Genomic DNA, 24,677 nt, shown 5'->3' on the forward strand with positions numbered 1-24,677 from the left:
TGCTAGCACTGCCAGCGGTGATATCAGGCGGGGTGGAGGCGGAGGATGGCGGTGGGGGCGGTGATGGTGACGGTGGTGATGGTGAGTTTGTTGAGGCGGACGGTTTTGCCGGCTTGTTGCTGGGTGGCGCTGACGCTGCAGCAGGCGCTCTTGCCGCCGTAGTCGACGCCGGCGGCGCTCACCTTGCTGACGATCAGGGTGGAGGAGCCGAAGACGCTGGCCTTGACGGGGATCCGGGTGCCGGTCTTCACGTACACCTCGCAAGTCCCGTCCGCGCAGGCCTTCAGGTTGTTCCCGTCGGCGGCCTTGTGCGCAGGCGGTGCGGGGGTCTTGCTGGCGACAGTCGGCGCCTTGACCGGTGGCGCTGTGTCGTTGCCATCCTTACCGGAACACCCGGCCATCAGAGTGCCGACTACAGCGACGGCCGCGCCCGTGCGAATCATGCGCCGACCTACGTGCTTTCCCATTGCTCTCCCCAACCCCAAATGTGCGCAGCACCGCACTACCGCGGCCCGCCCTGCTTGTCCCACCCCAGCCCCGTACTCCGGATGAAGTGTGACCGCCCCAAGCCCATCTACCTAGCGCAACCGCCCCGCTGTTTCAGCGGGCTTGCCCTGTTGCTGTCAGCGCTTCGCCGTCACCTGGATCTTGCTGTCGCGCTGCAACGGGGTGTCCCAGGCGGCTGGTTGGGTGTTCACGAGGACCATGACTCCCCCGCACGCGTCGCCGACGCACTTACCGTCGTACCGGACTCCCCAGAGCTCGAAGAACTGCTTCAGGGTCGGCCGCTCGGCGGTGGTTTTCGCCTCGACGTACACGGTCCCGTCGGACGTGTGCGTGTGGATGGCAGCCTGCTCGGCGCGGCGCCGGTCGACGCCGATGTCCGGCGGTAGCTGGACCGGCTGACCGGCGATGTCGACGGCGAGCTTGAACGTGTACGGCGCCGGGCCGCTGAAGTCGAGCGGCAACCGCTCGAAGCCGGCCTTGTCGATATAGGAGACAGCGTCGCGAGGGGCATCCCATGGCGGCGGCCCGGACCGGATCACCGCGGGCCCGGGCGGCGCCGGACCGACCTGACAGCCGCCAACCACGGGCAGCAGGCTCAGTACGGCGGCGACCGCCAGCACCCGGACTCTCATGCGGAGCAGGTTTTCACGCCCGCTCCCGGCCCCGGCGAGCCGGGTGCAGGTCAGTCCTCGGACGGCATCAGGGCCCAGAGGCCGATGTAGATCAGGAACTGCGGGCCCGGCAACAGGCAACTGACGACGAAGATCAGCCGCATGGTGTTCGGCGTCGTGCCGAAGCGACGCGCCAAGCCGGAGCAGACACCACCGATCCAGCGGTTGCTCTTCGGACGAACGAGTGCGCTTGCCATGATGAGATTTCCTTTCGGCTGTTGGGTTTACGACCACTATGACGCCCAACCTCACCCGCCAGATCCCGACGCGCGCAGGAGCCAGGGCCCGTTCAGGGTCTCCCCGGCAGGAGCCCCAGCCCCCGAACTCCCTCTGCGCCAGGAGCGCACGATCGCGATCGCCGTCCTCGATCTGACCGGGCCGCCGACACAGACCCCGATGGTCAGCACGGCTCGGAATTCCTGCTAATGTTCTGCTCGTTCCTGAGCCCCCGTAGCTCAGGGGATAGAGCACCGCCCTCCGGAGGCGGGTGCGCAGGTTCGAATCCTGCCGGGGGCGCCCCTAACTGACCTGCATCATTGAGCCGCTGACCAGCCAAAACGCGGTCAGCTGCTCATCGCGTCAGTCCGGCTGTGTCCGGCCAACACCAGCCGTTTACTAGCCTTCACGCTCAGGGCGCGCTCAAGTTCGCGCCCAGGGCGCGCTCAAGTTTTGGCACCGTCCCGGCGGCCGGCATCCCCAGCGCCTCCTCCATCCGCCGTCGCATCGCCACTGCTCCCCCGTCTAAGCACTTGGCGTAGATCTTGAGCAGCACCTCGACCGAGTGACCAGCCCACTCGGCGACCTGGGTCGGCGGCACCCCACCGTTGAGCCAGGTCGAGACTGCGGCGTGCCGCAGGTCGTACGGTGTGCCCGCCAACGGCGACGCCACCACCGCCCCGCTGAAGACGGCGACCCTCGTCCAGGTCCACACCCGCTGAATGGTTCCCTTCGGAAGTTCGTTCTTGTTCCGCTCGTCATAGAACAGCCGACCTCCGGGGGCCGGTACCAAAGGTGTCGATGTGATGGTGATAGACCCGCGTCAACGGCGGCGGGACAGGCACAATGCGTGTTTCACCGCGCGGGCGCTGCTTGAGTTGCCGCTTGTCGCGGTTCTCCCGCTGTTGGTCCACTGCTTGCCTGCGTACAGCTCGGCTGATTCGAGGGTCATAGACCCCCCAGACCCCACGACTAGCTCCCAACTGGGGCGGATCGTGACGTCCCTAGCGAGGGCAACCACGGTCGACGGGTCCATCATCGGATCAGTGCCTGGCGAAGGTAAACGTCCTGCGCTCTACGTTGCGGGCGAAAGAGGTGCAATCTCTCAGGTCGAAGCTCTCTTCGCCGGAACAGACGTTCTTGTGCGAAACCTGGGTCCGGAGGTTGGGCGGGCATCGTCACTGAAGCTGGCCTATTCGGCCTTCCAAAAAGGGTCACGCGTACTGGCTGCTCTCGCTCAGGCACTTGCCGACAACCACGGCGTCGGTGCCGAGTTGCTGTTGTTGGCCGATCAGCGGAGTGGTAGTTACCTAAGCGAGCCGGAGTATGTGGCAGAGACAGCAGCGCTTGGGTGGCGGTGGGCGCCCGAGCTCGCAGCGGCGGCCGATGAACTGAACTCCGTTGGTCTCCCGGGCCAGGCAATCGCAGGGCTAGGCGAAGTGCTCGATATGTGGAGTGGCAGCCGCGACAACTGGGGCACACCTCAGGAAGCGATCGAGGCGCTACGGAGCGAAGACCGGAGGGGCTGACCGACAAGCCTTCCCGATGAAGGACAAGAATTGAGAACAAATCTCTACTGTCTGGAAATGACTTCTTTCAGTAGTGCTCAAAATCTTCGCGGTCGGATTTTATGGGCAGGATAGGTAGCGGTGTTCTTGCGCATCATTGCAAGGATACGCAGGAAAAGAGGTGCCGATCAAGGGAGCATCAATGTCGGACAAGGTTGAAACAGAACTTGAATTCAAAATGGGTCTGGAGATGCTTCCACTGCAATTTCCGAAGATCGATTCGTGGCGCTCGAACCCTCTCTCGCAAGCTCCTCCCAGATCGGCTCTATTTGGTGACGATCGCAGAACCGATCCATACCAGTCATCACATTTGGCTATAAGATTATTAAGTATCTCTGTCGACAACCTTCATTGCTTGAAGACCGTCATTAGCGAAGGTAAATCGTTGCATATGTATGCCCCGTTCGGAATGCTGCGGGCGGCGATCGAATCTTCGGCGACTGTGCTGTGGCAACTATCCCCTTCTCGGCGCAAAGAGCGAGTCTGCCGATCACTGGGCCTTCAATACCGGGACGCCAAGGAGGAAAGAAATGCTGAGAACGTAGCCACGGCGCGACTCCACTCAAGCAATCAAGCGTCGAGCAATAGAATGAGGCGGATCGAGGGTTTGGCGGCGGCGGCAGACCTCTCTGAGGCAGAACTAAGGCAATGGGTCTCCACGCGCACACGTCAAGTACGTGAAGGAGGAAAGCATGCGCAGATAGGGTCGCAGCTTACTGAGCTAACTTGGCAGATATGTAGCGGTATGGCGCATGGTCAAAATTGGTCGACCCTGAGCATGTTAGATCGTCAAGAGGTAGCGTCTTTTGGTGAAACTGTGGCCACTTATAAACTTACAGCGAATGCAATGAAGATAGGATGACTTACGAGTACTGCAGTCTCCTTGACGGACAATGCCCGCGCACTTTTTATTACAAGATCTACACCTAGTACGGCAGCCGTAGTTCGTGACCTGGCGGTGTGGCGGTCCGGGACGAGAGGCGGCCACCGTTCGATGATCTCGGGTTGTGTGGACTCAAGAGGATCTCGCGGTGGCCGCGGGGCAAAGCACAGACCGTGGTCGTTTGGCGGGTGGAGTTCGATGGTTTGCTGGGTCGCTGGCGACGAGGTCTACGGTGCCGACCCCAAACTGCGTAAGGCCTTGGAAGATCGCGGCGTCGGGTATGTGCTCGCGGTCGCCTGCAGCCACCAGGTCCGCACCGGCGTCGGCAAGATCCGCACCGATCAACTCGCCGTGAGCGTGCCACGCAAGGCCTGGCAGCGGCTGTCGGCCGGTAACGGCTCGAAGGGGCTGCGGTTCTACGACTGGGCCTGGATCAGCATCGAACCCGGACACGGCGAGGCTCAAGGGCAGCGGTGGCTGCTGGTTCGCCGCAACAACGCCACCGGCGAGCTGGCCTACTACCGCTGCTGGTCACCGGCACCGGTGCCGCTGCGCGAACTGGTCCACGTCGCCGGCCGCCGCTGGACGGTCGAGGAATCGTTCCAGGCCAGCAAGACCCTCACCGGCCTCGACCAGCACCAGGTCCGCCGCTGGGACAGCTGGCACCGCTGGACCATCCTCGCGATGCTCGCCTACGCCTTCCTCGCGATCCTCACCGCGACCGAACGAGCCGAAACCACCACCCACCAGGCCTGATCGCGTTGACCTGCAACGAGATCCACCGCCTGTTCAACACACTCATCGTCGAACCGATACAAGACCTGCGACACCGGCTGCGCTGGTCGACCTGGAGACGCCGACACCAACACCGCGCCCGAACCAGCCACTACCACCGCCGACAAGCCCCGCCAGCATGAACATCACAAACTACGGCTGCCGTACTAGGCCCGCACCGGAGTCTGGTCACCCTGATTCCCGCGTTCGGGCGGGCTGGGCGGGTGTGTTCACGGTTCGGCCGCCGGGCAGCCGCTTGTCTAGCCAGGTCGCCGCAGCAGAAAATCCCAGGAACATGGACACGATCAGGAGGCCGTTGATCACCACACGAAAGTAGCCCAGGGAACTGACATCGGCGAAGGGATACGGATACCAGTTTGAGGCCAGCGGACCCCGTATGACGGTGAAAGTCATGTAAGCGATCGGGAAAATGACTGCCAAGATCGCGATCCGCCTCGAAGTCAATCCTCGCGGGCCGAAGACTAGCCAACCCACGACGGACATAATGGGCACGACGATGTGCTGCAGTAAATTCGCTACGAATATCCACGAATGCAAATGAAGGTGCCGACCCAGGATTGCGTTGAAGATTATGAACGTCACGGTAATGCCGACAAGGCCAGTCAGCCGGAATACAGAAAACGTCACAGAAGGCCGGTCCAGTCTCACAGCCAGCAGCAGACTCGTCGCACCCACAATCAGATTCGACTGAATCGTAAAAAAAGCGAACTGGTTCAGCGCCCGATTGGCCGGGCTGCCACCAAAACCCTCGGAACGGGCGGCCAAGATCAGCGTGATAACAACTCCAGTGACCATCGCCACGGCCGTCACAGCGAACCACAGCCGAGCCCACATTTGGTGCATTCCCTGACGCTAGCAGACCGACTGCAGCAGGGGTCTCTGCGTTCTCGAGGAGCGGGACGGCGCGTTCTCGAGGAGCGGGACGGACTGGCATAATTTGACCGGTTTTGCTGCGTGTTGTGGGTGGAGAACGAGGTGAAAGAGCACGGTTCGTGGTGATCGTCGGGTTGTTGACGCCTGACCATCGCCCAGGAGCCGTGCCTGATGTCATCTTCTCTTGCTCTGGACCTCGACCGCTACCGTGTCGCCGCCGTGGTCGGCCTTGCGGTGCCACAGGATCCACGGCTGCAGCACTGGCCACCGCGAACCCGCTGACGCCCCATCCACCGCCCCCAGGCACGACCGCAGGACAGCACCATGGAAAAGCCGGGCAGACCGGCGGCCCAACCACGCCCAGCAACCGATCACCACCAGCGAAGATCAACAAATCAGAGAAAGTGGATCACCAGAATTCAATCGGTGGATCCGGGCTGAGTGACAACCGCGCTCACCCGCCGTGGACCGTCAGAAACTTTGCCAGACGATTCGGGTGTGTTCTGTAACGTTTCGGGCACCTCACATCGAGTATTGAGGTGCCTGACACGGAACAAGTTGGACAGCGCGATCGGGCCGCCTGACACCCAGCCGGTGGCCGATTCTGCTGGGCTATCGACCCGGCCTGAGGTGCTGGCCAGAGATCCAGGTGTCTGTCACGGTGAGGCCGTGGATGTAGTAGGCCCCGGCGAGCAGACAACGTCCCCACCAGGCTCCGGCGTCGTCCTGGCGCCACTCGATCACCAGGGCCGGCCATTCGCCGGGCCATCGTTTCTCGTCCACGATCCAGCAGTGTCGTCCCACCGCTCCGGAGGACGCGGCTTCCGGGCTTTGACTCGGGATCGGCCCACGCGCTCGACCGTCGGCAGCCTGTTCCGAGGCCCCGGAACGTTCGAGGCGGGCTCGCCCTCGCGGTGCCTTGTCATCCATGGTCGGCCGGATGTGAGGAGGGTTCTGACCGCCAGCCATGCAGATACGACCGCACAGGTGTTCGATCATTTGAAGGGTGGTCTTGCTTGCCGAGCGAGACCGGTCGGCGTGAGGCCATACCGATCCCTAAGTCTGGCTTGGGAGAATCCCGGGAGATGATCTTGGTTCACGAGCCAACAATCACTGTCGCCGAGCTACGCGGACCAACGCGCTGACCTGCGGCTTTATAGTTTGCCCTGGTGGCATCCGGCACCTAACAGTGTTCGGGACGACGAGGCCGCAGGTTCAAATCTTGGCCACCCCCGACCTGCCGGCCCGGAGAAGACCCAGTCGACCAGCTGTATCGAAACTGGCGAACGGCTCCTGACCCAACTGACCAGCGCCACCGTGAACACGGCTATGCGCAGGGATGTAGCTGGGCGACCCTGACCACAGCGCAGCTCTCAGGTTGCGCGGCATTACCAGACGTGAATGTTCTCCACCTCGATCACCAGCCCGTCACGGTGTTGCCGCACCTCCGCCTCCAAGATGAGATCGCTCCGTCCCTCCTCTGCGGTCCAGAGATCGACCGCCACAGACCAAGTCACACCGTCGTCTCTGGCAATGATGACTTCGGCAAATTCCCAAGCTTCCTCGGGAAGCTTGACCACAGTGCCGGGGTACTCGCGCACCCAGTAGAGCGGGTCATCTGGATCAGACAGGGCGATCCGTGGATCACGACGGAGGCCATCGAGGTCACCCGCCGCCACCAGGTCGATCACATGCGCCAGCAGCGGCCTGAAGCGCTCCGGTACCGGCACAGAGTGATGCGACACGACAACAGAATAGGCGCAAGTGAACACTGCCCCCGGGCGCAACGGTGACCGCCCGCAGATGAGGGCCTGCCAACGCTCCCTGGCGGCTCCAGCTCGGGACCAGTAATGAGGTCATATTCGGGCTTGATTTCTGACCCGAACGGTGCAGCGCGCTCAGGGCGCGCCCAAGTAGCCGCCCGATCCCGGCATCATCCGGCGTTATCGCAGTTCAGAGGCATATCGCCCCCGTGCTGGCACCCGCCCTCCGGAGGCGGGTGCGCAGGTTCGAATCCTGCCGGGGGCGCAAGATGATCCGGGCGGTCTGTACTCGCGGAGAGCGAGTAGGGATCGCCCGATGTCTTTGTGGGACCGCCGAGTGGTTGTGCCTCGGCCCGTGTCGAGCTCTTCGTGTGGTGCCGGGCTGTTCGTTCACTGGCGGGCTATTTTCGCGGTAGCGGGCGAAAATCCCGTCAGCCGACCCTGAGCTGCGCGCATCCTCTGCAGGCCGAGAGGCCCGGCGTCGGTCAGGCGATCAGCGCTGGAAGCGGTAGGTCTTGCTGTCGATGGCGATGCAGGCGCCTGGTGACATCACGATGACGCGGAGGGTGCCGTCGGGCTCGTGGTAGTCGATGCCTTCGACCTCGAAGTTGCCGGAACAGCCGCTCTGCAAGGGCAGTTGACCAAGTGACGTGACCCGGCCGGTGACATCGGCGCTTCCGACCGGATCGGACAGATCGACCCGCAGCAGCGGCTTCGTCGTACCGAACAAGGTGCCGGCCGGGTCGTCGGAGGCGCAGAGCAGCTGGGTCGCGGTGACGAAGTCGCAGCCCTGGATGTCGCGGACCTGGTGGTTCAGCCGGATCGCCGAGGCGTAGGGCAGGTTCTTGGAAGGATCGGTCGCGCCGACCCCGGGCATCGGCATCACCAGCAGCCGGTCCATCGTGCCCCACTCACCGCTGACCATCCAGCGCAGATCCGGCGAGACCGCGGCGAAGCTGTTGTTGTTGGCCTCCCACGACTCCAGCGCGTGCGTGTAGTTGGCCCATTTGCCGTCCGGCGACTGCGTCCGGAACAACTTCGCACCCCGGTCGTCACGCTGATACGGCTCCACGTACCAACCGCCTGCGGAGCCCGGATCGCCGACGTGGTTCCAGCCGCGGGCCAACAGATCGAACGGAATCGTCCCGACCCCGGTGTAGCGGTACGACGTACTGCCGCCGCGAGTCACGGTCGCGAGTCCTTGGCTCTCGTCCAGCGGCCGGGCATTGTCGGAGCCGACGATCCGCCAGCCGGTGACAGCTTGGGCCTGAAGCGGAATGAGCAGGGCGGTCAGAGCCGCCGCGAAGATGATCCCCAGTTTGCGCATTCACCGGTTGTAGCAGGTTCGAGACGCTCTGCCACCGGCTGAGAGATGAAATTCTTTCGCTAATCCGGCGAACTGTCAGACGTCCGGCACGGCGATCATGGACAGGACGACTCTGTCCTTGCGTGCCGACTCCTGGAGATAAGGCTCGATGACGGCATTGATGCCTTCGCGGATGGAGTCCATCTCCTCGGGGTCGACGTACAAGGCCAGTTGGCTGTAGCCGAGTTGGGTCAGCCGCGGGTAGAGGTCACCGCGTTCGACGAGGCGGTCGAAGTCGGCGGCCAGGCGGGTCAGCATCAGCAAGAAGCCCTGGCGATGCTGCGCGGGCGTCATCGCGCGCGCCTCGGCTTCGTCGATGCGGCCGGTCTTGGTCTGGTCGAGCGTCAACGTGCGTTCCGTCGTACCGCGGACGCGGCGCTCGCGGACGACGATGAGATAGCCCGCGTCGATCAGTACTGCGACGTGCCGGTAGAGCGAGGTGGTCGGTACGTCGGGAAGATCGCGCTTGAGTTCGGTCGTGGTCAATTCGCGGCCGAGCACGCGCTGCGCGATCCGCCAGCGAACCGGGTGCAGCAGCACATCCGACACCGGCCTGGCCGAGACCTCGAGCGGCGATTCGGTCATCAGGGACGCTCCATCAGGGGCTTTCCAGGGTCCTCATTGTTCCCAATTTTGGTAATAATAGCGTGAACGGAAGCATTTCCCCCCGCCCTCCCCGAGGAGAAGTCGCTGTGTCGCTCACTCGGCGTACCGTGCTCCGCGCCGCGGCCGCCGCAGTACCGGTCGCCGCCCTGCCCGCAACCGCCCTGACCGCAACCGCTCAGCCCACCACCACCCGTCCAACAGCCAAGACCACCGGTCGTGAACCAGCGTCGATCGGCCGGCTGGCCGAGAAGATCGAGGCCGGGATGGCGAAGTACGCGATCCCCGGCGTCGGTCTCGGCGTCTGGTATCGCGGCCGCGAGTACGTCCGCGGCTTCGGCGTCACGAACGTCGACCAGCCGACGCCGGTCACCGCCGACACGGTGTTCCGGATCGGCTCGACCACCAAGACCTTCACCGGCACCGTGATCATGCACCTGGTCGAGTGCGGCCGGATCAGCCTCGACCGGCCGGTCCGCGCCTACCTGCCCGACTTCCAGACCAATGATCCATCCGTAGCCGCCCGGATCACCGTCCGGCAACTGCTGAACCACTCGGCCGGCTGGCAGGGCGACTATTTCGAGGACTTCGGCGACGGCGACGACGCCCTGGCCCGGTACGTCGCCGGCGTCCAGAAGCTGCCGCAGCTCACCCCATTGGGCAAGGTCTTCGCGTACAACAACGCCGCGATCGGGGTTGCCGCGCGGATCATCGAGGTCGTCACCGGCAAGCCGTACGAGACCGCCGCCCGCGAGCTCGTCGTCGACCCGCTCGGCCTGCGGCACACCCGGTACTTCCCGAGCGAGCTCGGCGGATTCAGCGTCGCCGCCTCGCACAACGTGGTGGACGGCAAGGCAGTCGTCGAGCCGTCCTTCTACCCGATGCCGCGGGCCCTGCACTCGATCGGCGGCCTGATCTCAAGCGCCCGCGACCAGCTCCGGTACGCGCCTTCGACCTGGGCCACCGGGGCCTCCCGCACCTGCTCACCGACCACACCCGAAGGTCCATGCAGTCGCGCCCCGGCCCGGGCGGCACCTTGTTCGTCGAGGTGAACGGCGTCGGGGTCACCTGGATGCTCCGCCCGACCGCCGAAGGCCCGACGGTCGTTCAGCACGGTGGCGACTGGGCCGGTCAGCACTCGGGCTTCCTGATGGTGCCGAAGCGCGACTTCGCCATCACCCTGCTCACCAACTCCGAGAGCGGTCCGTCCCTGACGGCCGAGTTGTTCGGCGACGACTGGGCGTTGCGCGAGTTCGCCGGTGTCAGCAACCTTTCCGCCGTACCGCGTGACCTGCCGCCGAAGAAGCTGGCCGCGTACGAGGGCACGTATGTCGCCAACCAGATCGGCATCGACGGCAAATCGAGCGGGTTCGGCCTCGAGCTGACCGCCGGCGACGGCGAACTGGTGGCCGGCCTCGACGGCCAGACCGTGCTCCGGCTGCCCTTCTATCGCAAGGATTACGTCCTCGCCAACGACCCGTCCGGTCAGCCGACCGGCAGCCGCGCGAACTTCGTCAGAGGCTCCGACGGACAGGTCGAATGGTTCCGGTACGGCGGCCGCCTCTTCCGCCACCAGCCCACCGGCGCCAGCGCGAGCAGGACCACCTTGCGTCCCGCGAACCGCCACTTGCTCCGAGGCTTCTAAGCGGTATCGACCATCCACAGGTGGCCGTCGGGGTCAGTGAAGGTGGCGGTGTAGGCCCACGGTTTGCGGATCGGCGCACTGACCAGCTTGGCCCCGAGGCTGATCATCATCGGGTCGCTCGACCTCCGGCCGTGAAACGCGGGGCGTCGCGACCGGTCAAGTATCCGGCCGGCAGGCGACGGCCGCTGATGACGAGCAGCAGGTCCTGAGCTGTGCCGGTGAGTGGTTCACCGGCACCGTAGGTCCAGTCCAGGTCGGTGGCGCGAAGCTGGATGCCGGTGAGGTCGACCCCGAAGTATTTGACCCCTCGTGGGTCCATGTCGTCGAGGATGAATCGCAGCCGCTCCAACGGCACCCTTCGGTCGAGGCCCAGGGCAACGGTTAGGTCGAGACCATGGATCACGTCGTGCGACAGGGCGCCCTGGTCGCCGCCACCCGGCGGCTTCCAGGGATTGTCGGCGTTCTGCCGCAACGTCTCGGTCAACTCAGCCGCTGACAGCGCGGCCGCCTCACTCCGGGCATGCCTGTCGGCGAACCGGTTGAACCTGCCACCGGCCCGCGCCATCCCGAGCAGGAACCCCGCCCTCGACAGCCGGTACGGCATCACGATGTGGGCCACCAGTTCCCGTACCCGCCACCCTTCGCACAGCGTCGGCTCGTCCCAGTCCGCAGCGAGCAGTTCGTCCAGCAGTACGGCGAGGTCGGCCCGCTCCCCCGTCACCGCAGTTCTGATATCCGTCATACTCCACCGACGAACGACTTTCGCCCGGACGGACACCTACCGCGAGACTTCTTTCAGCCGCCGGGCCAGGTAGAGCCGCGCTGCCTGGGTTTCGGCCAGGTCGAGTGCCTCCTGGTAGGCCGATGCGGCCTCGGAGCGCCGCCCGAGTCGCCGGAGGAAGTCGGCTCGGGTGGCTGGTAGTAGGTGATAACCGGCTAGTGGGCCGGCAGCGAGGTTGTCTACCAGGCGCAGCCCTACCGCGGGGCCGTCGGCCATGCCGATCGCTACAGCGCGGTTCAGTGCGACCACCGGAGTCTGTGTCAGCTGTCCGTAGAGGCCGGCGATCTGGGGCCAGTCGGTGTCGGCCGCAGTGCGAGCTGTCGCGTGACAGGCGGCTATAGCGGCCTGCACCTGGTACGGGCCCGGCATACCGCGACGCAGCGTCGCGTCGAGCAGCTCCTCGCCTTCGGTGATCAGCGTGTGGTCCCAGCGCGTGCGGTCCTGGTCTTCCAGGGTGACTAGTACGCCGTCCGCGCTCAGCCGAGTGTCACGCCGTGCGTCGTGCAGCAGCATGAGCGCGAGCAGCCCGGCCGCCTCTGGCTCGTCCGGCATGAGCTGCACCAGCATTCTGGCCAGTCGGATCGCCTCACCGCTCAGACTGCTCCGTACGACGTCCGTGTATCCCTCGTTGAACAGCAGATACAACACAGCCAGTACTGCGGGCGTCCGCTCCGGCAGGAGATGCGCAGGTGGGACGCGGTACGGGATACCGGCGTACCGGATCTTCTGCTTGGCCCTGGTCAGCCGCTTGGACATGGTCGCCTCCGGGACCAGGAATGCCCGGGCGATGTCCGCCGTACTCAGTCCGGCCAGCGTCCGCAGGGTGAGTGCGACCCGTGCCTCCATCGCCAGCGCAGGGTGACAGCAGGTGAACATCAGTCGGAGGCGATCATCCTGTACGTCGTACGCCGGTGCGGGCTCACCGCTCATCACAGTCACCTCCTGGAGCTTGGCAGCGCCGACCGCCTCCCGGCGCAGCCAGTCGATCGCCCGGTTGCGTGCCGTCGTGGTCAGCCAGGCGCCCGGCCGATCAGGGATCCCGTCGACCGGCCAGTGCTTCAGCGCAGATACGAAGGCCTCCTGCGCGCACTCCTCGGCCAGGTCCCAGTCCCCCGTGATCCGGATCAAGGTGGCGACCACCTGCCCCCACTCCTCGGCGAAGGCGTGGGCGACCTCGTCCGCCACTGACCCGCTCGTCACGCGCCCGATTCGCCCGGTGCCACGGAGACCGGTTCGCCCGACGGTACGGAGCCAGGCGCACCCGACGGCACGGAGACCGATTCGCTCGACGTCACCGAGACCGGTTCGCTCGGTGGCCCGAAGACCGGGCGGATCTCGATGGTTCCGTACTTCGCGGCCGGGTGCTTCGCGGCGATCTCGATCGCCTCGTCCAGGTCGGCGCAGCTGATCAGCACGAACCCGCCGATCTGCTCCTTCGTCTCCGCGAACGGCCCATCGGTGATCCGCAGCTCGTCGTCGCGGACCCGCACGGTGGTCGCCTCATGCGGCGGCCGGAGCCCGACGCCGTCGCCTTCCAGAACCCCGCGCTCAGCCATCTCCTCCGACCAGCCGCCACAACCGGCATCGGCGTACGCCGCAGCGCTCTCGTCGCCGCAGATCATCAGCAGATACTTCACCCGGTCACTCCTCCAAGTCGCGGTCCGCCTCGTCCGGGCTGACCTCTTGTCCACCCGACGAACGGGAACCACCGATCCGGACACCACCCACAGTACGAGTCAACAAATCGGTTGGCCACGTCCGGGAGTCGGGGTTTGATGTGGCGTATGGGCGACCTCCACGGCAGCTGTGACGACCAGTTCGAAGCAGTACGCGACTTGCTGGCGACCTCCTTGGACGCCAAGGACGTCGGCGCGTCGGTCGCCGTGTACGTCGGGGACGAGCCGGTGGTCGATCTTTGGGGCGGGTACGCCGATGCGGCGCGCAGCCGGCCGTGGGAGCGGGACACGATCACCTGCGTCTGGTCCACCACGAAGACGATGAGCGCGCTGACCGTGTTGGTCCTCGCCGATCGTGGTCTGCTCGACCTGGATGCGCCGGTCTCGACCTACTGGCCCGAATTCGGTGCCGCAGGCAAGGAAAAGGTCCTGCTGAGGCACGTTCTCGGGCACACTGCGGGCCTGCCGACCTGGAGCGAGCCGCTGAGGACCGAACAGCTCTACGACTGGTCGACCATGACGACGCTGCTGGCCGAGCAGGCGCCGAGCTCCGAGCCTGGTGCAGTTGGTGCCTATCACTCAATCACCCAAGGCTTTCTGATCGGTGAGGTCGTCCGCCGCGCCACCGGCCACAGCCTCTCGACCTTCTTCGCCGAGGAGGTCGCCGGCCCCCTCGGTGCCGACTTCCAGCTGGTGGTGCGACCCGAGGACGATCACCGGGTCGCCGAGACCATTCCGGCGCCGATCAGGGCACCCGAGCTGCTGACGCGAGGCGATGGAAACCCGCCCGTCCCGGCCGAGGTCGCCAATACCGAAGCCTGGCGGCGGGCCGACATCCCTTCTGTCAGTGGGTTCGGGAACGCCCGGTCGGTTGCCGCCGTGCAGTCGGTGCTGGCGTGCGGCGGGCAGGCGCGAGGGGTCCGGCTGCTCTCGAAGGCCGGAGCCGAGCGGGTGCTGGAGCAGCAGTTCTTGGGGGTGGACGAGGTCCTTGGCCGGCAGATCCGCTTCGGAATGGGCTACAGCGTGCAAGGACGCACTTGTTCGTGGGGCGGCTGGGGCGGTTCGCTCGTCCTCGTCGACCTGGACACCCAGCTCACTGTCGCCTACGTGATGAACCAGATGCTCGAGGAAAGCACGCTCGGCGACGACCGCGGCCTGGAGATCGTGATGGCCGCGTATGAAGGGCTCATGAACGCAGGTTGAGTCCTTGCCCCGCGGGGGATGCCACATGCCTACACTGAAGCCGTTTGTGCCTGTGGTGTGAGCGTCATCCGTAGGAGGACCGAGAATGCCCGACTCCCGTACCCAGACGATCGCCTATCCCGCTCCCGGCGCGCGACCGTCGCGGCGGGACCTGGAGCCGCTCGCGCCGCACGTGATCGTGCTGTTCGGTGCGACCGGTGACCTTGCCAAGCGCAAGTTGTTGCCGGGGCTGGCGTATCTGCAGCAGTCGCGGTTCGCGCCCGACGTACGGATCATCGGTACGGCGACGGAGGAACTGACCACCGACGAGTTCCGGGCCCGGGCCCGGAAGGCGGTCGACACCTACGGCACGCACAAGATCACCGAGGAGGAGTGGGAGCAGTTCTGCGGCCGCCTCACCTATGTGGCGACGACGGCCGGGCCGGAGGCGCTCGCGGCCGCGGTGAGCGAGGCCGAGACGCTGCTCGGCCCCGACACCCGGCGGCTGCACTACCTGTCGGTGCCGCCGAAGGCCGCGCACTCGGTGATCCAGATGCTGCGCGACGCGAAGCTGGTCGAGCAGGCCCCGGGTGGTGATGGAGAAGCCGTTCGGTGACAACCTGCAGACCGCGATCGAGCTGAACGACTTCGTCCACGAGACGTTCGACGAGTCGCAGATCTTCCGGATCGACCACTTCCTGGGCAAGGAGGCGGCCCAGAACATCCTCGCGTTCCGGTTCGCCAACGGCCTGTTCGAGCCGATCTGGAACCGCAACTTCATCGACCACATCCAGATCGACATCCCCGAGTCGCTCGGGCTCGACCAGCGCGCCACCTTCTACGAACCGACCGGCGCGTTCAAGGACATGGTCGTCACGCACGTCCTGCAGGTGCTGGCGTTCGTCGCGATGGAGCCGCCGACCGCGCTGGAGCCGCGGGCGATCTCGGAGGAGAAGAACAAGGTCTTCCGCTCGATGCTGCCGATCCGTCCGGAGGACGTCGTCCGGGGTCAGTACGGCGGGTATCGCGCCGAGGAGGGGGTCGCGCGGGACTCCGACACCGAAACCTTCATCGCGATGAAGGTCGGGATCGACAACTGGCGCTGGGCCGGCGTGCCGTTCTACCTGCGCACGGGCAAGAAGATGGCGGAGGGGATGCGGATCATCTCCATCGCCTTCAAGGAGGCGCCGAAGACGATGTTCCCGGCCGGCTCCGGCGTCGGGTCGCAAGGACCGGACCACCTGACGTTCGACCTGGCCGACTCGTCGCGGGTGTCGCTGTCCTTCTACGGCAAACGGCCGGGGCCGGGGATGCGGCTGGAGAAGCTGTCGATGCAGTTCTCCACGCAGGAGACCTCGACGGCGGGCGACGTGCTGGAGGCGTACGAGCGGCTGATCCTGGACGCGATGCGCGGTGACCACACGCTCTTCACCACCGCGGAAGGCATCGAGTCGTTGTGGGAGAACTCGACGCTTCTGTTGGAGGACCCGCCGCCAGTGAAGCCTTATGCGCCGGGGACCTGGGGACCCAACGCGATCCACCAGCTGATCGCACCCCGCGCCTGGCGGCTGCCCTTCGAACGCGAGTGGCGCCAGGGCAAACCCAGCTAGCGGACTCGGGTCACTAGTACGGCGGGGGCTTGGCGTACGCCGTACCGGGTCAGCCGACGCAGAACTCGTTGCCTTCGGGGTCGAGCATGACGATATGGCCAAGCTGGTCGTCGTAGTACTCGTCGCGGACCTGGGTCGCGCCGAGGGCGAGCAGTTCGGCCTCTTTCGCGCGGAGGCGTTTCTCGGACTCCGCGCTACGGAAGCCGGGGCCGGCCACTCGGATGTCGATGTGGAAGCGGTTCTTGGATGTCTTCGGCTCGGCCACCCGGAGGAAGCCGATCGGCGGCCCCACGTCGTCCGGGTCGACGAGCGAGGCGCAGTCCTCGGACTCGAACCCCGCTTCCGGCACATAACCCAGCGCCGCCGCCCAGAACTCGGCCAGCCGCTGCGGATCGGCGGCATCGCCACCTAACGTCCATTTAGTCGCCATAGCACCGACACTAGGCGGCTAAACGGACGATCGGCTTCCGGAATCCAGGTCAGAAAGCGGCGGCGACCGGGATCACGTCGGCGCCGATGCGCTCCAGGCCTTCCAGCTTCGGGAGCCCCGGGGCGCCACCGATGGCCGCGTCGAACCCGAGTCCGTGCAGCCGGCCGAGTTCGTCGATCAACTCCGCGGTCTTCTCACCGTTCTCGCCGGTGTCCATCACGTGGTAGACGGTCTTGGTGATCTCGTCGTAGTCGCGCCCCTCGTTCTCGCAGTGCTGCTTCAGCACCTCGAGTTTGTGCTCCAGGTCCGGCGTGTTGAAGAGGTTGCAGGCGTCGCCGTACTTCGCGACGAACCGCAAGGTCTTCTTCTCGCCGCCACCGCCGATCATGATCGGCGGATGTGGCTTGGTCAGTGCCTGCGGAACGTTGAGCAGACGCTCAGCCTGGTAGTGCTTGCCTTCGAACGGCTCATCGCCGTCGGACCACATCTGGAGTACGTACTGCAGCGTCTCCTCCAGCCGCTCGAACCGCTCGGCCAGCGGTGGGAACGGGAAGCCGAGACCACGCGACTCCTCCTCGTTCCAGCCCGCGCCGATGCCGAGCATCGCGCGGCCACCGGACAGCACGTCCAGCGTGGTGACCGCCTTCGCGAGCAGTGCGGGCTCGCGGTAGTGCACGCCGGTGATGACGGTGAGCAGCTTCGCTCGCTCCGTGTTCGCCGCCAGGAAACCGAGCGTCGTGTACGCCTCGAGCATGTCGTTCTCGGCGGGGCCGACGCCGCGGATCTGGAAGAAGTGGTCCATCACCGCGAGGTAGCCGAAGCCGACCCGATCGGCGGTCCGGGCCACCGCCGCGAGTTCGGCTCCCAGCGCGGGCGCGCCGTTCGGCCAGGTGAAGTCAGGAACCTGCAGACCGAGTTCCATCAGGAATGCCCTCCAAGAAATTGTTAGTCGCCTAACGACATTCAACCCCCGGCGCCGACGATCTAATCCCGCCCACCGGATTATTTCTTGCGGAGTGCCTCAGGCTGACTTGCGGCGGGTCCGGGCGGTCGGGCGGCGGAGGCCCTCGATCGTGTCGGTGAGCGCGATGTCCAGGTAGCTGATCCGGTCGGTCGCCTGCAGCATGCCGGCGCCGCCAGTGATCGCGGTCAGGATCGATGTCGCCGCCACCAGCGGATCTATGCCCGGATCCGCCTCCCCGGAGTCCTTGAGCGCCTGCACCCCTGCCACGAGATACCCCTGCCAGCGATCGAGCAGAGTGGTGACGATCTCCCGGGTCGCCGGATCCCCGGTGCCCAGTTGCGCGGTCAGCGCGGACAGCGTGCAGCGCTGGCGCTGCGCGTCGTAGATCTGGACCACGCGCCGCCGCCACGCCTGCCACTTCCGCCAGCTGGTCAGGTCACCCAGGTGCGGCATCTGCTCGGCGATCACCAGCTCTGCCTCATGCGCGGCGACCGAGAGCATCAGATCTGCCTTGCCTGCCGGGAAGTAGTGGAACAGCTGACTCTTGCTGGTCGCGGTGGCCATCCGGATGTCTTCGAGCCCGACATTCGGCACACCCTGCTCGCGGATCAGCAACGCGGCACCCTCGACGATCCGCTGCCGGGTCGCCGCGCCTTTCGCCGTCAGGGCTCGCTCCATACAGCCCAGCGTACCGCTGGACCGGCCGGTCCATTCTGCGTGCCACTTTGGACTCATCGGTCCATTCTGGAAAAATCTGAGGAGTAATCATGCGTTTGGCAGGCAAGACAGCCCTGGTCACCGGGGCTACCAGCAACATCGGCAAGGCGATCGCGACCGGCTTCGCGGCCGAAGGCGCCAACGTGATCGTTGCCGGCCGCAACAAGGAGCGTTGGCCGAGCAGGCGACCCGGCTACTCGGTGGCCGGATCGACATCCTGGTGAACAACGCCGGCGCGATCGACGGAACGCCGACGACCGAGACGGACGAGGAGACGTTCGACCTGGTCTACAAGGTGAACGTGAAGTCGCCGTACTTCCTGATGGCCGCGATCGCCCCGGCGATGACGAAGGCCGGTGGTGGCGTGGTGATCAACCTCGGATCCTGGGTCGCCCGGCTCGGTATCCCCATCGGCGCGGTGTACGCCGCGAGCAAGGGCGCACTGGAGACCTTGACCCGCGCCTGGTCGGCTGAGTTCGGCCCTTCCGGCATCCGCGTCAACGCGTCTCGCCGGGCGTGGTGCATGGCGGGATCGCCTCCGAGGACCATCCCGCCGCCGCGATGACGAGCGGCACGCCGTACGGGCGGATCGGTACGCCGGACGCGATCGCCCACGCCGCCGTTTATCTCGCCAGTGACGAATCAACCTTCGTCCACGGCACCGTCCTCGACGTGGACGGCGGCCGAATCGGCGCCGCCGTCATCGCGAAGTAGTTGCTGGGACGTTGGAGCGAGGTAGTGCTGCTGTGGTCGCGGGGTGGTTAGTGGGTTGAGAGGAGGCGGGCCAGGGCCGCTTCCCCGGCGGGGCGCCAGGTCGGTTTGCCGCCGGGGAGGCCCCGGTCGCCGGCTACGCCGATGCTGATGAGGCCGATCGCGCGGTAGACGGCCCAGCCTCGGGCTCGGCGGACGGTGGCCTCGTCGGATGGATAGGCGGCGAAGAAGCGGGCGGCGGCGCCCTCGGGGAGGAGGAGCCAGGCGGCCATCAGGTCTGTGGCCGGGTCGCCGGAGCAGAGGTCACCGAAGTCGATGACGCCCGCCAGCGAGCCGTTGGCTGTGACGACGTTGGCGGGATGCAGGTCAGCATGAAGCCAGACCGGCGGGCCGTCCCAGTCCGGAGCCTCCAGAGCGTCCGCCCAGATCGTGCGGAGGTCCTCGACGGTGCCCTCGGGGGCGTATCGGAGACCACGTTCGAAGCCCTCGCCGAAAGACCTGAGCGTTACGCCGCGGTCGCCGCTGATCGGGGCGTCAGCAGGCGCTTCCTGGTGGAGGGCGGTGAGGAAGCCCGCCAGCACCTCCGCGTCGCCGTGGTCGCTGATCGGAGCGAGATCGGCCGGCTCGCCCTCGACCCAGGTCGCGACGGTCCACGGGCGCGGGAAGCGGTCGGACGGCTCACCGATCCGGACCGGGGTCGGGATCGGCAGCGGTAGGCGTGGCGCCAGGACCGGCAGCCATCGCTGCTCGGTACGGAGGAGATCAGGCGCACGCGGCGTACGCGGCATTCGCACTGCCAACTCGTCCCCGAGCCGCCACTGCTGGTTGTCCCAGCCACCGTCCACCAGCCGGAGCTCCAGTACTGCGAGGTCGGGATGCTGCTCGCTCAGCAGGGACCGCACCAGGCTCTCATCGATCTCGAGGATGTCCACCCGAGCGACGATCTCACAGCCGAGAAGCAGGCAGCGAGGTAGCTGACAGGCTCCGAGGGCGTTGGCCTAAGGGGCGATCTCCAGATTGGCGATCAGGTCGTCCTCACCGAGGGTGAAGCGGTAGAGAAGGTCGACCACACCGCCGGGGAAATCGCCTTCGAGGTGGCTCGTGACCACAAAGTGGGTCTCGTCCAGCTTCTCTGCGTGGGTGATCTCGACCGTGTAGGTGAACTGGCTCGAGACGCCCTCGCGCCACCGATGGATCTCGTCGTGCCCCTTGTACGTCTTCTCCTCGTCGACGACGGTCGCGTCCGGCGCGAAGGCGGAGAGCAGATCGTGGGCGTTCGCCTTGTGCTGCGGATCGGCCTCCCGCAGGTACGTCGTGATCGCGTGCGGCAGATGCTTCACCGTCTCGGCGGCGGCCGGGTCGGGCGGGGTCGGAATCGTCATCAGGCACGCCTTCCATCCAGAGGTACTTCGAACGTAGCAAAGGCCGCCGACAAGGCCGGCCGGTGCCGGTCATTAAGCTCGCGGCCATGGAGATCTTGGTGATCGGGATCGGGGCCGGCGATCCGGACCACCTGACCCTGCAGGCGGCGAAGGCGATCGAGCGGGCCGACGTCTTCTTCGTGCTCGACAAGGGTGAGGTCAAGCAGGAGCTGGTCGACCTGCGCGAGGAGATCCTGCGCCGGCACGCCACGCAGTACAGGGTGGTCGTCGGACGGGACCCGGAGCGGGACCGCAGCAGCGAGGCGTACGTCGAGTCCGTGGACGACTGGCGGCGGCGCCGGGCAGATGTCTGCGCCGGCCTGATCGCCACCGAGCTCGGCGCGGACCAGGTCGGCGCCTTCCTCGTCTGGGGCGATCCGTCCCTGTACGACAGCACGCTGGCGATCCTCGACGACATCCAGGATCGGGGCGAGCTGACCTTCTCCGTCGACGTGATTCCCGGCATCAGCAGCGTCTCGGCGCTGGCCGCGCGGCACCGGGTCGGGCTGAACCAGGTCGGCAGGCCGATCCAGATCACCACCGGGCGGCGGCTGGCGAAGAGCTGGCCGGACGACGTCGACGACGTGGTGGTGATGCTCGACGCGCAGACGGCATTCACTGCTCACACCGACCAGGACGCAGAGATCTACTGGGGCGCCTATCTCGGTACGCCGGACGAGATCCTGGTCGCCGGAAAACTGGCCGAGGTGTCCGAACAGATCACCGAGGTGCGCGCCGACGCGCGCAAGCGCAAGGGCTGGATCATGGACACCTATCTGTTGCGCCGGAATCGGCACTGACACATCAATTCTGGCAGCAGGCGCCGATCCAGCCAATTCTCCAGAATGCGCAATACTGCACCACCAGATTAAGCACCGAGCTTACCAAAAGTTCTTTTGAAAGTAAATGGTGCAAACTCTTCACCTCCTCGCCGGGCCGTCCTAATCTGGCCCGGAACCACTTGTCCACCGCCCCCACGATCGTGTCGCCGCCCCCTTTGCGACCGGTCGGGACAGAGGAGTCACCGCATGAAGATGCCTCGTTTCATCCGCGTACTGCCGTTCCTGGCGGCGCTCGGCGTCGCCTGCGCGATGCTGATCGTCGCCCCCGCCGACGCCCGGGAATCAGCCCCGAGTTCGACCCAGGCCTGCAACTACCCGAACTGGGTCGCCGGCAACTGGTACGGCGTCGGCAGCATCGTGAAGTACACCGACGGGCTGTATTACATCGCCGTCAACGAGAATCCCGGCTACGACCCGACGATCAGTACCTGGTTCTGGGATCCCTACTCCTGCGACGGCGGTAATGCCGGCACCGGCGCATTCCCGGTCAGCGAATCGCAATTCAATTCGATGTTCCCGAACCGGAATCCGTTCTACACCTATTCCGGGCTGATCGACGCGCTCGGCGCCTATCCGGGGTTCGCCGACACCGGCGACGACGCCACCAAGAAGCGCGAGGCCGCAGCTTTCCTCGCCAACGTGAATCACGAGACCGGCGGGCTGGTCTACGTCAAGGAGATCAACGAGGCCAACTACCCGAGTTACTGCCACCCGGAGTTGCCCTACGGCTGCCCGGCCGGCCAGTCCGCGTACTACTTTCGCGGCCCGATCCAGTTGAGCCACAACTTCAACTACAAGGCAGCCGGTGACCCGCTCGGCATCGACCTGCTGGGCAACCCGTGGCAGGTCGAGCAGAACTCCGCGATCGCCTGGAAGACCGGTCTCTGGTATTGGAACACCCAGTCCGGGCCGGGCACGATGACGCCGCACAACGCGATGGTGAACGGCGCCGGCTTCGGCGAGACCATCCGCAGCATCAACGGCTCGATCGAGTGCAACGGCGGCAACCCGGGCCAGGTGCAGAGCCGGGTGGACGCCTACCAGCGGTTCACCCAGACGCTGGGCGTCGACCCGGGCGGCAACCTCTACTGCTGATAACGGTACTTCGACCAAAGGTGTAGGCGAAGTGGCCATCGGACCGAAGCGGGGCCACCCGGTCTCGGCCCAGGCTGCTGGGCATGACAACTACCCGAATCACCCGTAGCAAGCTGCGGCTGGCAGTAGCACTCGCGCTGCTGCCAGCCGCACTGCTGGTCAACAGTGCGGCTGCCGCTCAATCAGAGAGCGCTCCGCCCACAGACGCGAACGTAGTACGGACAGATGCCGGCGTACTGCGTGGTGCCACGTCCGGCGGCGCTCGGGTCTTCAACGGCGTCCCGTACGCCGCTCCCCCGGTCGGCGGATTGCGCTGGAAGGCTCCGCAGCCGGTGAAGCCGTGGCAGGGCGAGCGCGAGGCAGTGAAGCTCTCCAGCGCGTGTCCGCAGTCAGCCAACCCCGAGGTACCCGATGGGTCCACCGACGAGGACTGCCTCTACTTGAACATCACCACTCCCGCGGCGCAGGCGACACATCCCCGCGCCATAGTGGTGTGGATCCCCGGTGGCGGGTTCTTCTCGGGGGCCGGCAACAGCTACGGCGCAGCGAAGCTGGCGACCCGCGGAGACGTCGTCGTGGTCACGATGAACTACCGCCTCGGGATCTTCGGGTTCTTCGGCTATCCGGGTCTGGCGGGTTCCGGCACGTACGGCATCCAGGACCAGCAGGCAGCGCTGCGCTGGGTGCAGCGGAACGCCCGGGCCTTCGGTGGTGACCCGCGGAACGTGACCGTGGCCGGGGAGTCGGCGGGTGGCATGAGCGTTTGCGCCCAGCTCACCTCACCGACTGCGACCGGGCTGTTCTCCAAGGCTGTCATGCAGAGCGGCTCCTGCGCGTTCAACTGGGCCGACAACAGCCAGTACCCGGGTCAGGCCGCCGACTCGCCATGGGTATCGCAGAGCACGGTTCAGAACAACGGCAAGGAGTGGGCTGCCGCCAGCAAGAAGGACCTGGGCTGCAAGCCTGGTCAGGCGGTGCTGTCGTGCTTGCGCGCCGCAAACCCCGCAGTACTGGTCGACAGCACTCTCAACTTCACTCAGGTGGCGTACGGCGGTACTGCGGTGCTGCCGCTGAGTCCGGCGAAGGCGATGAAGGCCGGGCTGTTCCACCGGGTGCCGGTGCTCTCCGGGAACAACCACGACGAGGCGTCGGCCTGGATGGCGGCGTTCAACGGCGGCAAGATCACCGATGCGGACTACCCGCGACTGGTGACCGACATGGTCGGTGCGGCTGACGCGAAGAAGGTGCTGCGCGAATACCCGCTGGCGAAGTACGAGTCGGCCAAGGCTGCCTGGACCGTGGTCACGACGGATCGGATCTGGTCGTGCACACAGATCGCCAATGATCAGCAAGCCGCTCGGAAGGTGCCTGTGTACGCATACGAGTTTGCGGACAAGCACTCGCCGATCACCCAACCAGGGAACGGCGCTGCTCACGCAGTGGAGCTGCCGTACCTGTTCAGCCTTGGCGGATACGACTTCCCGATGACCGACGGCCAGCAGCGGCTGTCGGAGCAGATGCTCGACTACTGGACTGCGTTCGCCCGCACCGGGAACCCGAACGGGCCGGACCGGCCGCAGTGGGCTCCTGCGAGCAAGCACGCAATCACCGGGCTCTCACTCGCACCAGCCGAGCAAGGCGGTATCAAGAAGGTCGCCCTGCAGACCGAGCACCACTGCGACTTCTGGGCCGGCCTAAGCAGCTGACGCGGGACTCTTGCGCAGCCGCAGGATGAGCTGCGCCGCGGGGCCGGACAGGATCAGGACCAGGAGAGCGTAGAAGCGCACGTCGGGGACGAGGGCCGCGAGGAGGAAGGCGATCAGCGCGGAGGCCGTGAAGGTGATCGAGCCGGCCACCTCGGGGTCGGTGATCGGGTTGTCGTCGACCTCGAGTTTCCGGTGACCGCGGACGAGCAGTGTGAGTCCGGTCTGGCAGGCGCTGAGAACGAGCAGGTTGGCGGCATACAAGCCCGCGATGAACCGGCTGTCGCCGTCGAAGTGCCCGATCATCTCGGTCGGGAACGGCAGCACCACGATGCAGAGCAGCCAGAGCATGTTCAGCTGGATCATCACGGTGTTGTAGGCCTTGACGTGCTCGAAGACACGGTGATGTACCAGCCAGAATCTCGCGATCACCGCGAAACTCAGCAGGAACGAGAAGATCGCACTCTTCTCCTCGTGGATCATCGTCCAGGGGTCGCTGTCCTTCGGCACGTCCTGGACCGCTTCCACCAGGGGCAGGATCAGCAGCGTGACAGCGATCGCGACGACCGCGTCGGTGAACAGGACGAGCCGGTCGGGATCCCTAGTCATACTCACGGCGGACACGTTAGCGCCCCCGAGGTCTTCGTTGCCGAAG

General features: G+C 65.8%; 27 protein-coding genes, 2 tRNA genes and 3 pseudogenes. 14 read left to right on the forward strand and 18 right to left on the reverse strand.

Annotation, left to right across the window (positions count from 1 at the left end):
* Positions 1–23: 23 nt before the first annotated feature.
* The 3 genes from F1D05_RS07710 to F1D05_RS07720 all read right to left on the reverse strand — a co-directional run bounded on the left by F1D05_RS07710 (position 24) and on the right by F1D05_RS07720 (position 1,375).
* On the reverse strand, positions 24–443 hold the full coding sequence (locus F1D05_RS07710; protein WP_185446641.1) for a hypothetical protein: 420 nt from the start codon (positions 441–443) through the stop codon (positions 24–26).
* Positions 444–623: 180 nt separating this feature from the next.
* On the reverse strand, positions 624–1,139 hold the full coding sequence (locus F1D05_RS07715; RefSeq protein WP_185446642.1) for a hypothetical protein: 516 nt from the start codon (positions 1,137–1,139) through the stop codon (positions 624–626).
* Between the two features lie 50 nt (positions 1,140–1,189).
* Positions 1,190–1,375: a PspC domain-containing protein gene (locus tag F1D05_RS07720; protein ID WP_185446643.1), complete on the reverse strand. Its 186-nt coding sequence runs from the start codon at positions 1,373–1,375 to the stop codon at positions 1,190–1,192.
* A gap of 247 nt (positions 1,376–1,622) precedes the next feature.
* Between F1D05_RS07720 and F1D05_RS07725 the strand changes: the two genes are divergently transcribed.
* Positions 1,623–1,694 (forward strand) — tRNA-Arg (locus F1D05_RS07725).
* 112 nt (positions 1,695–1,806) lie between these two features.
* Here the strand turns inward: F1D05_RS07725 and F1D05_RS38680 are convergent.
* Positions 1,807–2,109 (reverse strand): hypothetical protein, encoded by a 303-nt coding sequence (locus tag F1D05_RS38680; protein WP_206686110.1) that lies wholly within the window; start codon positions 2,107–2,109, stop codon positions 1,807–1,809.
* 91 nt (positions 2,110–2,200) lie between these two features.
* Here F1D05_RS38680 and F1D05_RS42875 point away from each other — a divergent pair, with 91 nt between their 5' ends.
* From F1D05_RS42875 to F1D05_RS07740, 3 genes and pseudogenes are all read left to right on the forward strand, one after another.
* The gene (locus F1D05_RS42875; RefSeq protein ID WP_428995007.1) at positions 2,201–2,923 is read left to right on the forward strand and encodes a DUF1932 domain-containing protein; all 723 of its coding nucleotides are present in this window, start codon (positions 2,201–2,203) and stop codon (positions 2,921–2,923) included.
* 160 nt (positions 2,924–3,083) lie between these two features.
* Positions 3,084–3,824, forward strand: a complete 741-nt coding sequence (locus F1D05_RS07735) for a hypothetical protein (protein WP_185446644.1) — start codon at positions 3,084–3,086, stop codon at positions 3,822–3,824.
* A 225-nt stretch (positions 3,825–4,049) separates the two neighbouring features.
* Positions 4,050–4,762, forward strand: a pseudogene (locus tag F1D05_RS07740) (IS701 family transposase); the annotation flags it as partial.
* 46 nt (positions 4,763–4,808) lie between these two features.
* Here F1D05_RS07740 and F1D05_RS07745 read toward each other — a convergent pair.
* From F1D05_RS07745 to F1D05_RS07755, 3 genes are all read right to left on the reverse strand, one after another.
* Complete coding sequence (locus tag F1D05_RS07745; protein ID WP_185446646.1) at positions 4,809–5,474, reverse strand: Pr6Pr family membrane protein; 666 nt, start codon at positions 5,472–5,474, stop codon at positions 4,809–4,811.
* Between the two features lie 651 nt (positions 5,475–6,125).
* Entirely contained in the window at positions 6,126–6,296 is a 171-nt protein-coding gene (locus F1D05_RS07750; protein ID WP_185446647.1) for a hypothetical protein, read from the reverse strand.
* 605 nt (positions 6,297–6,901) lie between these two features.
* Positions 6,902–7,258, reverse strand: a complete 357-nt coding sequence (locus tag F1D05_RS07755) for a DUF7668 domain-containing protein (protein WP_185446648.1) — start codon at positions 7,256–7,258, stop codon at positions 6,902–6,904.
* Positions 7,259–7,479: 221 nt separating this feature from the next.
* Between F1D05_RS07755 and F1D05_RS07760 the strand changes: the two genes are divergently transcribed.
* A tRNA-OTHER gene (locus F1D05_RS07760) sits at positions 7,480–7,541 on the forward strand.
* A 228-nt stretch (positions 7,542–7,769) separates the two neighbouring features.
* On the opposite strand, the gene F1D05_RS07765 is transcribed toward F1D05_RS07760, so the two are convergent.
* Positions 7,770–8,603 carry a hypothetical protein gene (locus F1D05_RS07765; RefSeq protein ID WP_185446649.1) on the reverse strand — a complete coding sequence of 278 codons (834 nt, stop codon included), beginning with the start codon at positions 8,601–8,603 and terminating at the stop codon, positions 7,770–7,772.
* Between the two features lie 75 nt (positions 8,604–8,678).
* Positions 8,679–9,227 (reverse strand): helix-turn-helix domain-containing protein, encoded by a 549-nt coding sequence (locus tag F1D05_RS07770; protein ID WP_185446650.1) that lies wholly within the window; start codon positions 9,225–9,227, stop codon positions 8,679–8,681.
* A gap of 107 nt (positions 9,228–9,334) precedes the next feature.
* Here F1D05_RS07770 and F1D05_RS38685 point away from each other — a divergent pair, with 107 nt between their 5' ends.
* Together F1D05_RS38685 and F1D05_RS38690 are read left to right on the forward strand one after the other, a co-directional pair.
* Positions 9,335–10,297, forward strand: coding sequence for a serine hydrolase domain-containing protein (locus tag F1D05_RS38685; protein ID WP_206686111.1), 963 nt, complete (start codon positions 9,335–9,337; stop codon positions 10,295–10,297).
* Positions 10,252–10,890: a hypothetical protein gene (locus F1D05_RS38690; protein WP_206686112.1), complete on the forward strand. Its 639-nt coding sequence runs from the start codon at positions 10,252–10,254 to the stop codon at positions 10,888–10,890. The genes F1D05_RS38685 and F1D05_RS38690 overlap by 46 nt, the downstream gene beginning before the upstream one ends.
* Positions 10,891–10,996: 106 nt before the next feature.
* On the opposite strand, the gene F1D05_RS07780 is transcribed toward F1D05_RS38690, so the two are convergent.
* From F1D05_RS07780 to F1D05_RS07790, 3 genes are read right to left on the reverse strand one after another with little or no spacing between them, the layout of a single operon-like run.
* Positions 10,997–11,632 carry a maleylpyruvate isomerase family mycothiol-dependent enzyme gene (locus F1D05_RS07780; protein WP_185446651.1) on the reverse strand — a complete coding sequence of 212 codons (636 nt, stop codon included), beginning with the start codon at positions 11,630–11,632 and terminating at the stop codon, positions 10,997–10,999.
* A 36-nt stretch (positions 11,633–11,668) separates the two neighbouring features.
* Entirely contained in the window at positions 11,669–12,871 is a 1,203-nt protein-coding gene (locus F1D05_RS07785; protein WP_206686113.1) for an RNA polymerase sigma factor, read from the reverse strand.
* Positions 12,868–13,308 (reverse strand): YciI family protein, encoded by a 441-nt coding sequence (locus F1D05_RS07790; RefSeq protein WP_185446652.1) that lies wholly within the window; start codon positions 13,306–13,308, stop codon positions 12,868–12,870. The genes F1D05_RS07785 and F1D05_RS07790 overlap by 4 nt, the downstream gene beginning before the upstream one ends.
* A gap of 147 nt (positions 13,309–13,455) precedes the next feature.
* Here F1D05_RS07790 and F1D05_RS07795 point away from each other — a divergent pair, with 147 nt between their 5' ends.
* The 3 genes and pseudogenes from F1D05_RS07795 to F1D05_RS42505 all read left to right on the forward strand — a co-directional run bounded on the left by F1D05_RS07795 (position 13,456) and on the right by F1D05_RS42505 (position 16,139).
* Positions 13,456–14,550, forward strand: a complete 1,095-nt coding sequence (locus F1D05_RS07795; RefSeq protein ID WP_185446653.1) for a serine hydrolase domain-containing protein — start codon at positions 13,456–13,458, stop codon at positions 14,548–14,550.
* A gap of 85 nt (positions 14,551–14,635) precedes the next feature.
* Positions 14,636–15,191: pseudogene (locus F1D05_RS42500) on the forward strand (glucose-6-phosphate dehydrogenase); the annotation flags it as partial.
* Positions 15,192–15,308: 117 nt separating this feature from the next.
* Positions 15,309–16,139 carry a hypothetical protein gene (locus F1D05_RS42505; protein ID WP_343066625.1) on the forward strand — a complete coding sequence of 277 codons (831 nt, stop codon included), beginning with the start codon at positions 15,309–15,311 and terminating at the stop codon, positions 16,137–16,139.
* 49 nt (positions 16,140–16,188) lie between these two features.
* On the opposite strand, the gene F1D05_RS07805 is transcribed toward F1D05_RS42505, so the two are convergent.
* The 3 genes from F1D05_RS07805 to F1D05_RS07815 all read right to left on the reverse strand — a co-directional run bounded on the left by F1D05_RS07805 (position 16,189) and on the right by F1D05_RS07815 (position 18,211).
* Positions 16,189–16,569 (reverse strand): VOC family protein, encoded by a 381-nt coding sequence (locus F1D05_RS07805; RefSeq protein WP_185446654.1) that lies wholly within the window; start codon positions 16,567–16,569, stop codon positions 16,189–16,191.
* Between the two features lie 49 nt (positions 16,570–16,618).
* The gene (locus F1D05_RS07810) at positions 16,619–17,491 is read right to left on the reverse strand and encodes an LLM class F420-dependent oxidoreductase (protein WP_185446655.1); all 873 of its coding nucleotides are present in this window, start codon (positions 17,489–17,491) and stop codon (positions 16,619–16,621) included.
* A 99-nt stretch (positions 17,492–17,590) separates the two neighbouring features.
* Positions 17,591–18,211: a TetR/AcrR family transcriptional regulator gene (locus F1D05_RS07815; RefSeq protein WP_185446656.1), complete on the reverse strand. Its 621-nt coding sequence runs from the start codon at positions 18,209–18,211 to the stop codon at positions 17,591–17,593.
* Between the two features lie 89 nt (positions 18,212–18,300).
* Between F1D05_RS07815 and F1D05_RS39885 the strand changes: the two are divergent.
* Positions 18,301–18,964 (forward strand): annotated as a pseudogene (locus tag F1D05_RS39885) (SDR family NAD(P)-dependent oxidoreductase).
* 47 nt (positions 18,965–19,011) lie between these two features.
* Here F1D05_RS39885 and F1D05_RS07825 read toward each other — a convergent pair.
* Both F1D05_RS07825 and F1D05_RS07830 read right to left on the reverse strand, forming a co-directional pair.
* On the reverse strand, positions 19,012–19,893 hold the full coding sequence (locus F1D05_RS07825) for an aminoglycoside phosphotransferase family protein (protein WP_246486504.1): 882 nt from the start codon (positions 19,891–19,893) through the stop codon (positions 19,012–19,014).
* A gap of 66 nt (positions 19,894–19,959) precedes the next feature.
* Positions 19,960–20,343 carry a nuclear transport factor 2 family protein gene (locus tag F1D05_RS07830; protein ID WP_185446657.1) on the reverse strand — a complete coding sequence of 128 codons (384 nt, stop codon included), beginning with the start codon at positions 20,341–20,343 and terminating at the stop codon, positions 19,960–19,962.
* A gap of 86 nt (positions 20,344–20,429) precedes the next feature.
* On the opposite strand from F1D05_RS07830, the gene cobF reads away from it, so the two are divergent.
* The 3 genes from cobF (at position 20,430) to F1D05_RS07845 (ending at position 24,025) form a co-directional block, all read left to right on the forward strand.
* Positions 20,430–21,182, forward strand: coding sequence for a precorrin-6A synthase (deacetylating) (gene cobF / locus F1D05_RS07835; protein WP_185446658.1), 753 nt, complete (start codon positions 20,430–20,432; stop codon positions 21,180–21,182).
* Positions 21,183–21,410: 228 nt separating this feature from the next.
* Complete coding sequence (locus F1D05_RS07840) at positions 21,411–22,319, forward strand: chitinase (RefSeq protein ID WP_206686117.1); 909 nt, start codon at positions 21,411–21,413, stop codon at positions 22,317–22,319.
* 83 nt (positions 22,320–22,402) lie between these two features.
* Complete coding sequence (locus tag F1D05_RS07845; RefSeq protein ID WP_185446659.1) at positions 22,403–24,025, forward strand: carboxylesterase/lipase family protein; 1,623 nt, start codon at positions 22,403–22,405, stop codon at positions 24,023–24,025.
* On the opposite strand, the gene F1D05_RS07850 is transcribed toward F1D05_RS07845, so the two are convergent.
* Complete coding sequence (locus F1D05_RS07850; RefSeq protein WP_246486839.1) at positions 24,014–24,631, reverse strand: TMEM175 family protein; 618 nt, start codon at positions 24,629–24,631, stop codon at positions 24,014–24,016. The genes F1D05_RS07845 and F1D05_RS07850 overlap by 12 nt on opposite strands.
* Positions 24,632–24,677: the final 46 nt, after the last annotated feature.

This window comes from Kribbella qitaiheensis (assembly GCF_014217565.1).
Lineage (GTDB): Bacteria > Actinomycetota > Actinomycetes > Propionibacteriales > Kribbellaceae > Kribbella > Kribbella qitaiheensis_A.

Bases quoted from the DNA above. Each gene is read 5' to 3' on its own strand.
- F1D05_RS07710 (WP_185446641.1), bottom strand. From the start codon at position 443: ATGATTCGCACGGGCGCGGCCGTCGCTGTAGTCGGCACTCTGATGGCC.
- F1D05_RS07715 (WP_185446642.1), bottom strand. From the start codon at position 1,139: ATGAGAGTCCGGGTGCTGGCGGTCGCCGCCGTACTGAGCCTGCTGCCC.
- F1D05_RS07720 (WP_185446643.1), bottom strand. From the start codon at position 1,375: ATGGCAAGCGCACTCGTTCGTCCGAAGAGCAACCGCTGGATCGGTGGT.
- F1D05_RS42875 (WP_428995007.1), top strand. From the start codon at position 2,201: ATGGTGATAGACCCGCGTCAACGGCGGCGGGACAGGCACAATGCGTGT.
- F1D05_RS07745 (WP_185446646.1), bottom strand. From the start codon at position 5,474: ATGTGGGCTCGGCTGTGGTTCGCTGTGACGGCCGTGGCGATGGTCACT.
- F1D05_RS07765 (WP_185446649.1), bottom strand. From the start codon at position 8,603: ATGCGCAAACTGGGGATCATCTTCGCGGCGGCTCTGACCGCCCTGCTC.
- F1D05_RS07770 (WP_185446650.1), bottom strand. From the start codon at position 9,227: ATGACCGAATCGCCGCTCGAGGTCTCGGCCAGGCCGGTGTCGGATGTG.
- F1D05_RS38690 (WP_206686112.1), top strand. From the start codon at position 10,252: ATGCAGTCGCGCCCCGGCCCGGGCGGCACCTTGTTCGTCGAGGTGAAC.
- F1D05_RS07780 (WP_185446651.1), bottom strand. From the start codon at position 11,632: ATGACGGATATCAGAACTGCGGTGACGGGGGAGCGGGCCGACCTCGCC.
- F1D05_RS07795 (WP_185446653.1), top strand. From the start codon at position 13,456: ATGGGCGACCTCCACGGCAGCTGTGACGACCAGTTCGAAGCAGTACGC.
- F1D05_RS07805 (WP_185446654.1), bottom strand. From the start codon at position 16,569: ATGGCGACTAAATGGACGTTAGGTGGCGATGCCGCCGATCCGCAGCGG.
- F1D05_RS07810 (WP_185446655.1), bottom strand. From the start codon at position 17,491: ATGGAACTCGGTCTGCAGGTTCCTGACTTCACCTGGCCGAACGGCGCG.
- F1D05_RS07815 (WP_185446656.1), bottom strand. From the start codon at position 18,211: ATGGAGCGAGCCCTGACGGCGAAAGGCGCGGCGACCCGGCAGCGGATC.
- F1D05_RS07830 (WP_185446657.1), bottom strand. From the start codon at position 20,343: ATGACGATTCCGACCCCGCCCGACCCGGCCGCCGCCGAGACGGTGAAG.
- cobF (WP_185446658.1), top strand. From the start codon at position 20,430: ATGGAGATCTTGGTGATCGGGATCGGGGCCGGCGATCCGGACCACCTG.
- F1D05_RS07840 (WP_206686117.1), top strand. From the start codon at position 21,411: ATGAAGATGCCTCGTTTCATCCGCGTACTGCCGTTCCTGGCGGCGCTC.
- F1D05_RS07845 (WP_185446659.1), top strand. From the start codon at position 22,403: ATGACAACTACCCGAATCACCCGTAGCAAGCTGCGGCTGGCAGTAGCA.
- F1D05_RS07850 (WP_246486839.1), bottom strand. From the start codon at position 24,631: ATGACTAGGGATCCCGACCGGCTCGTCCTGTTCACCGACGCGGTCGTC.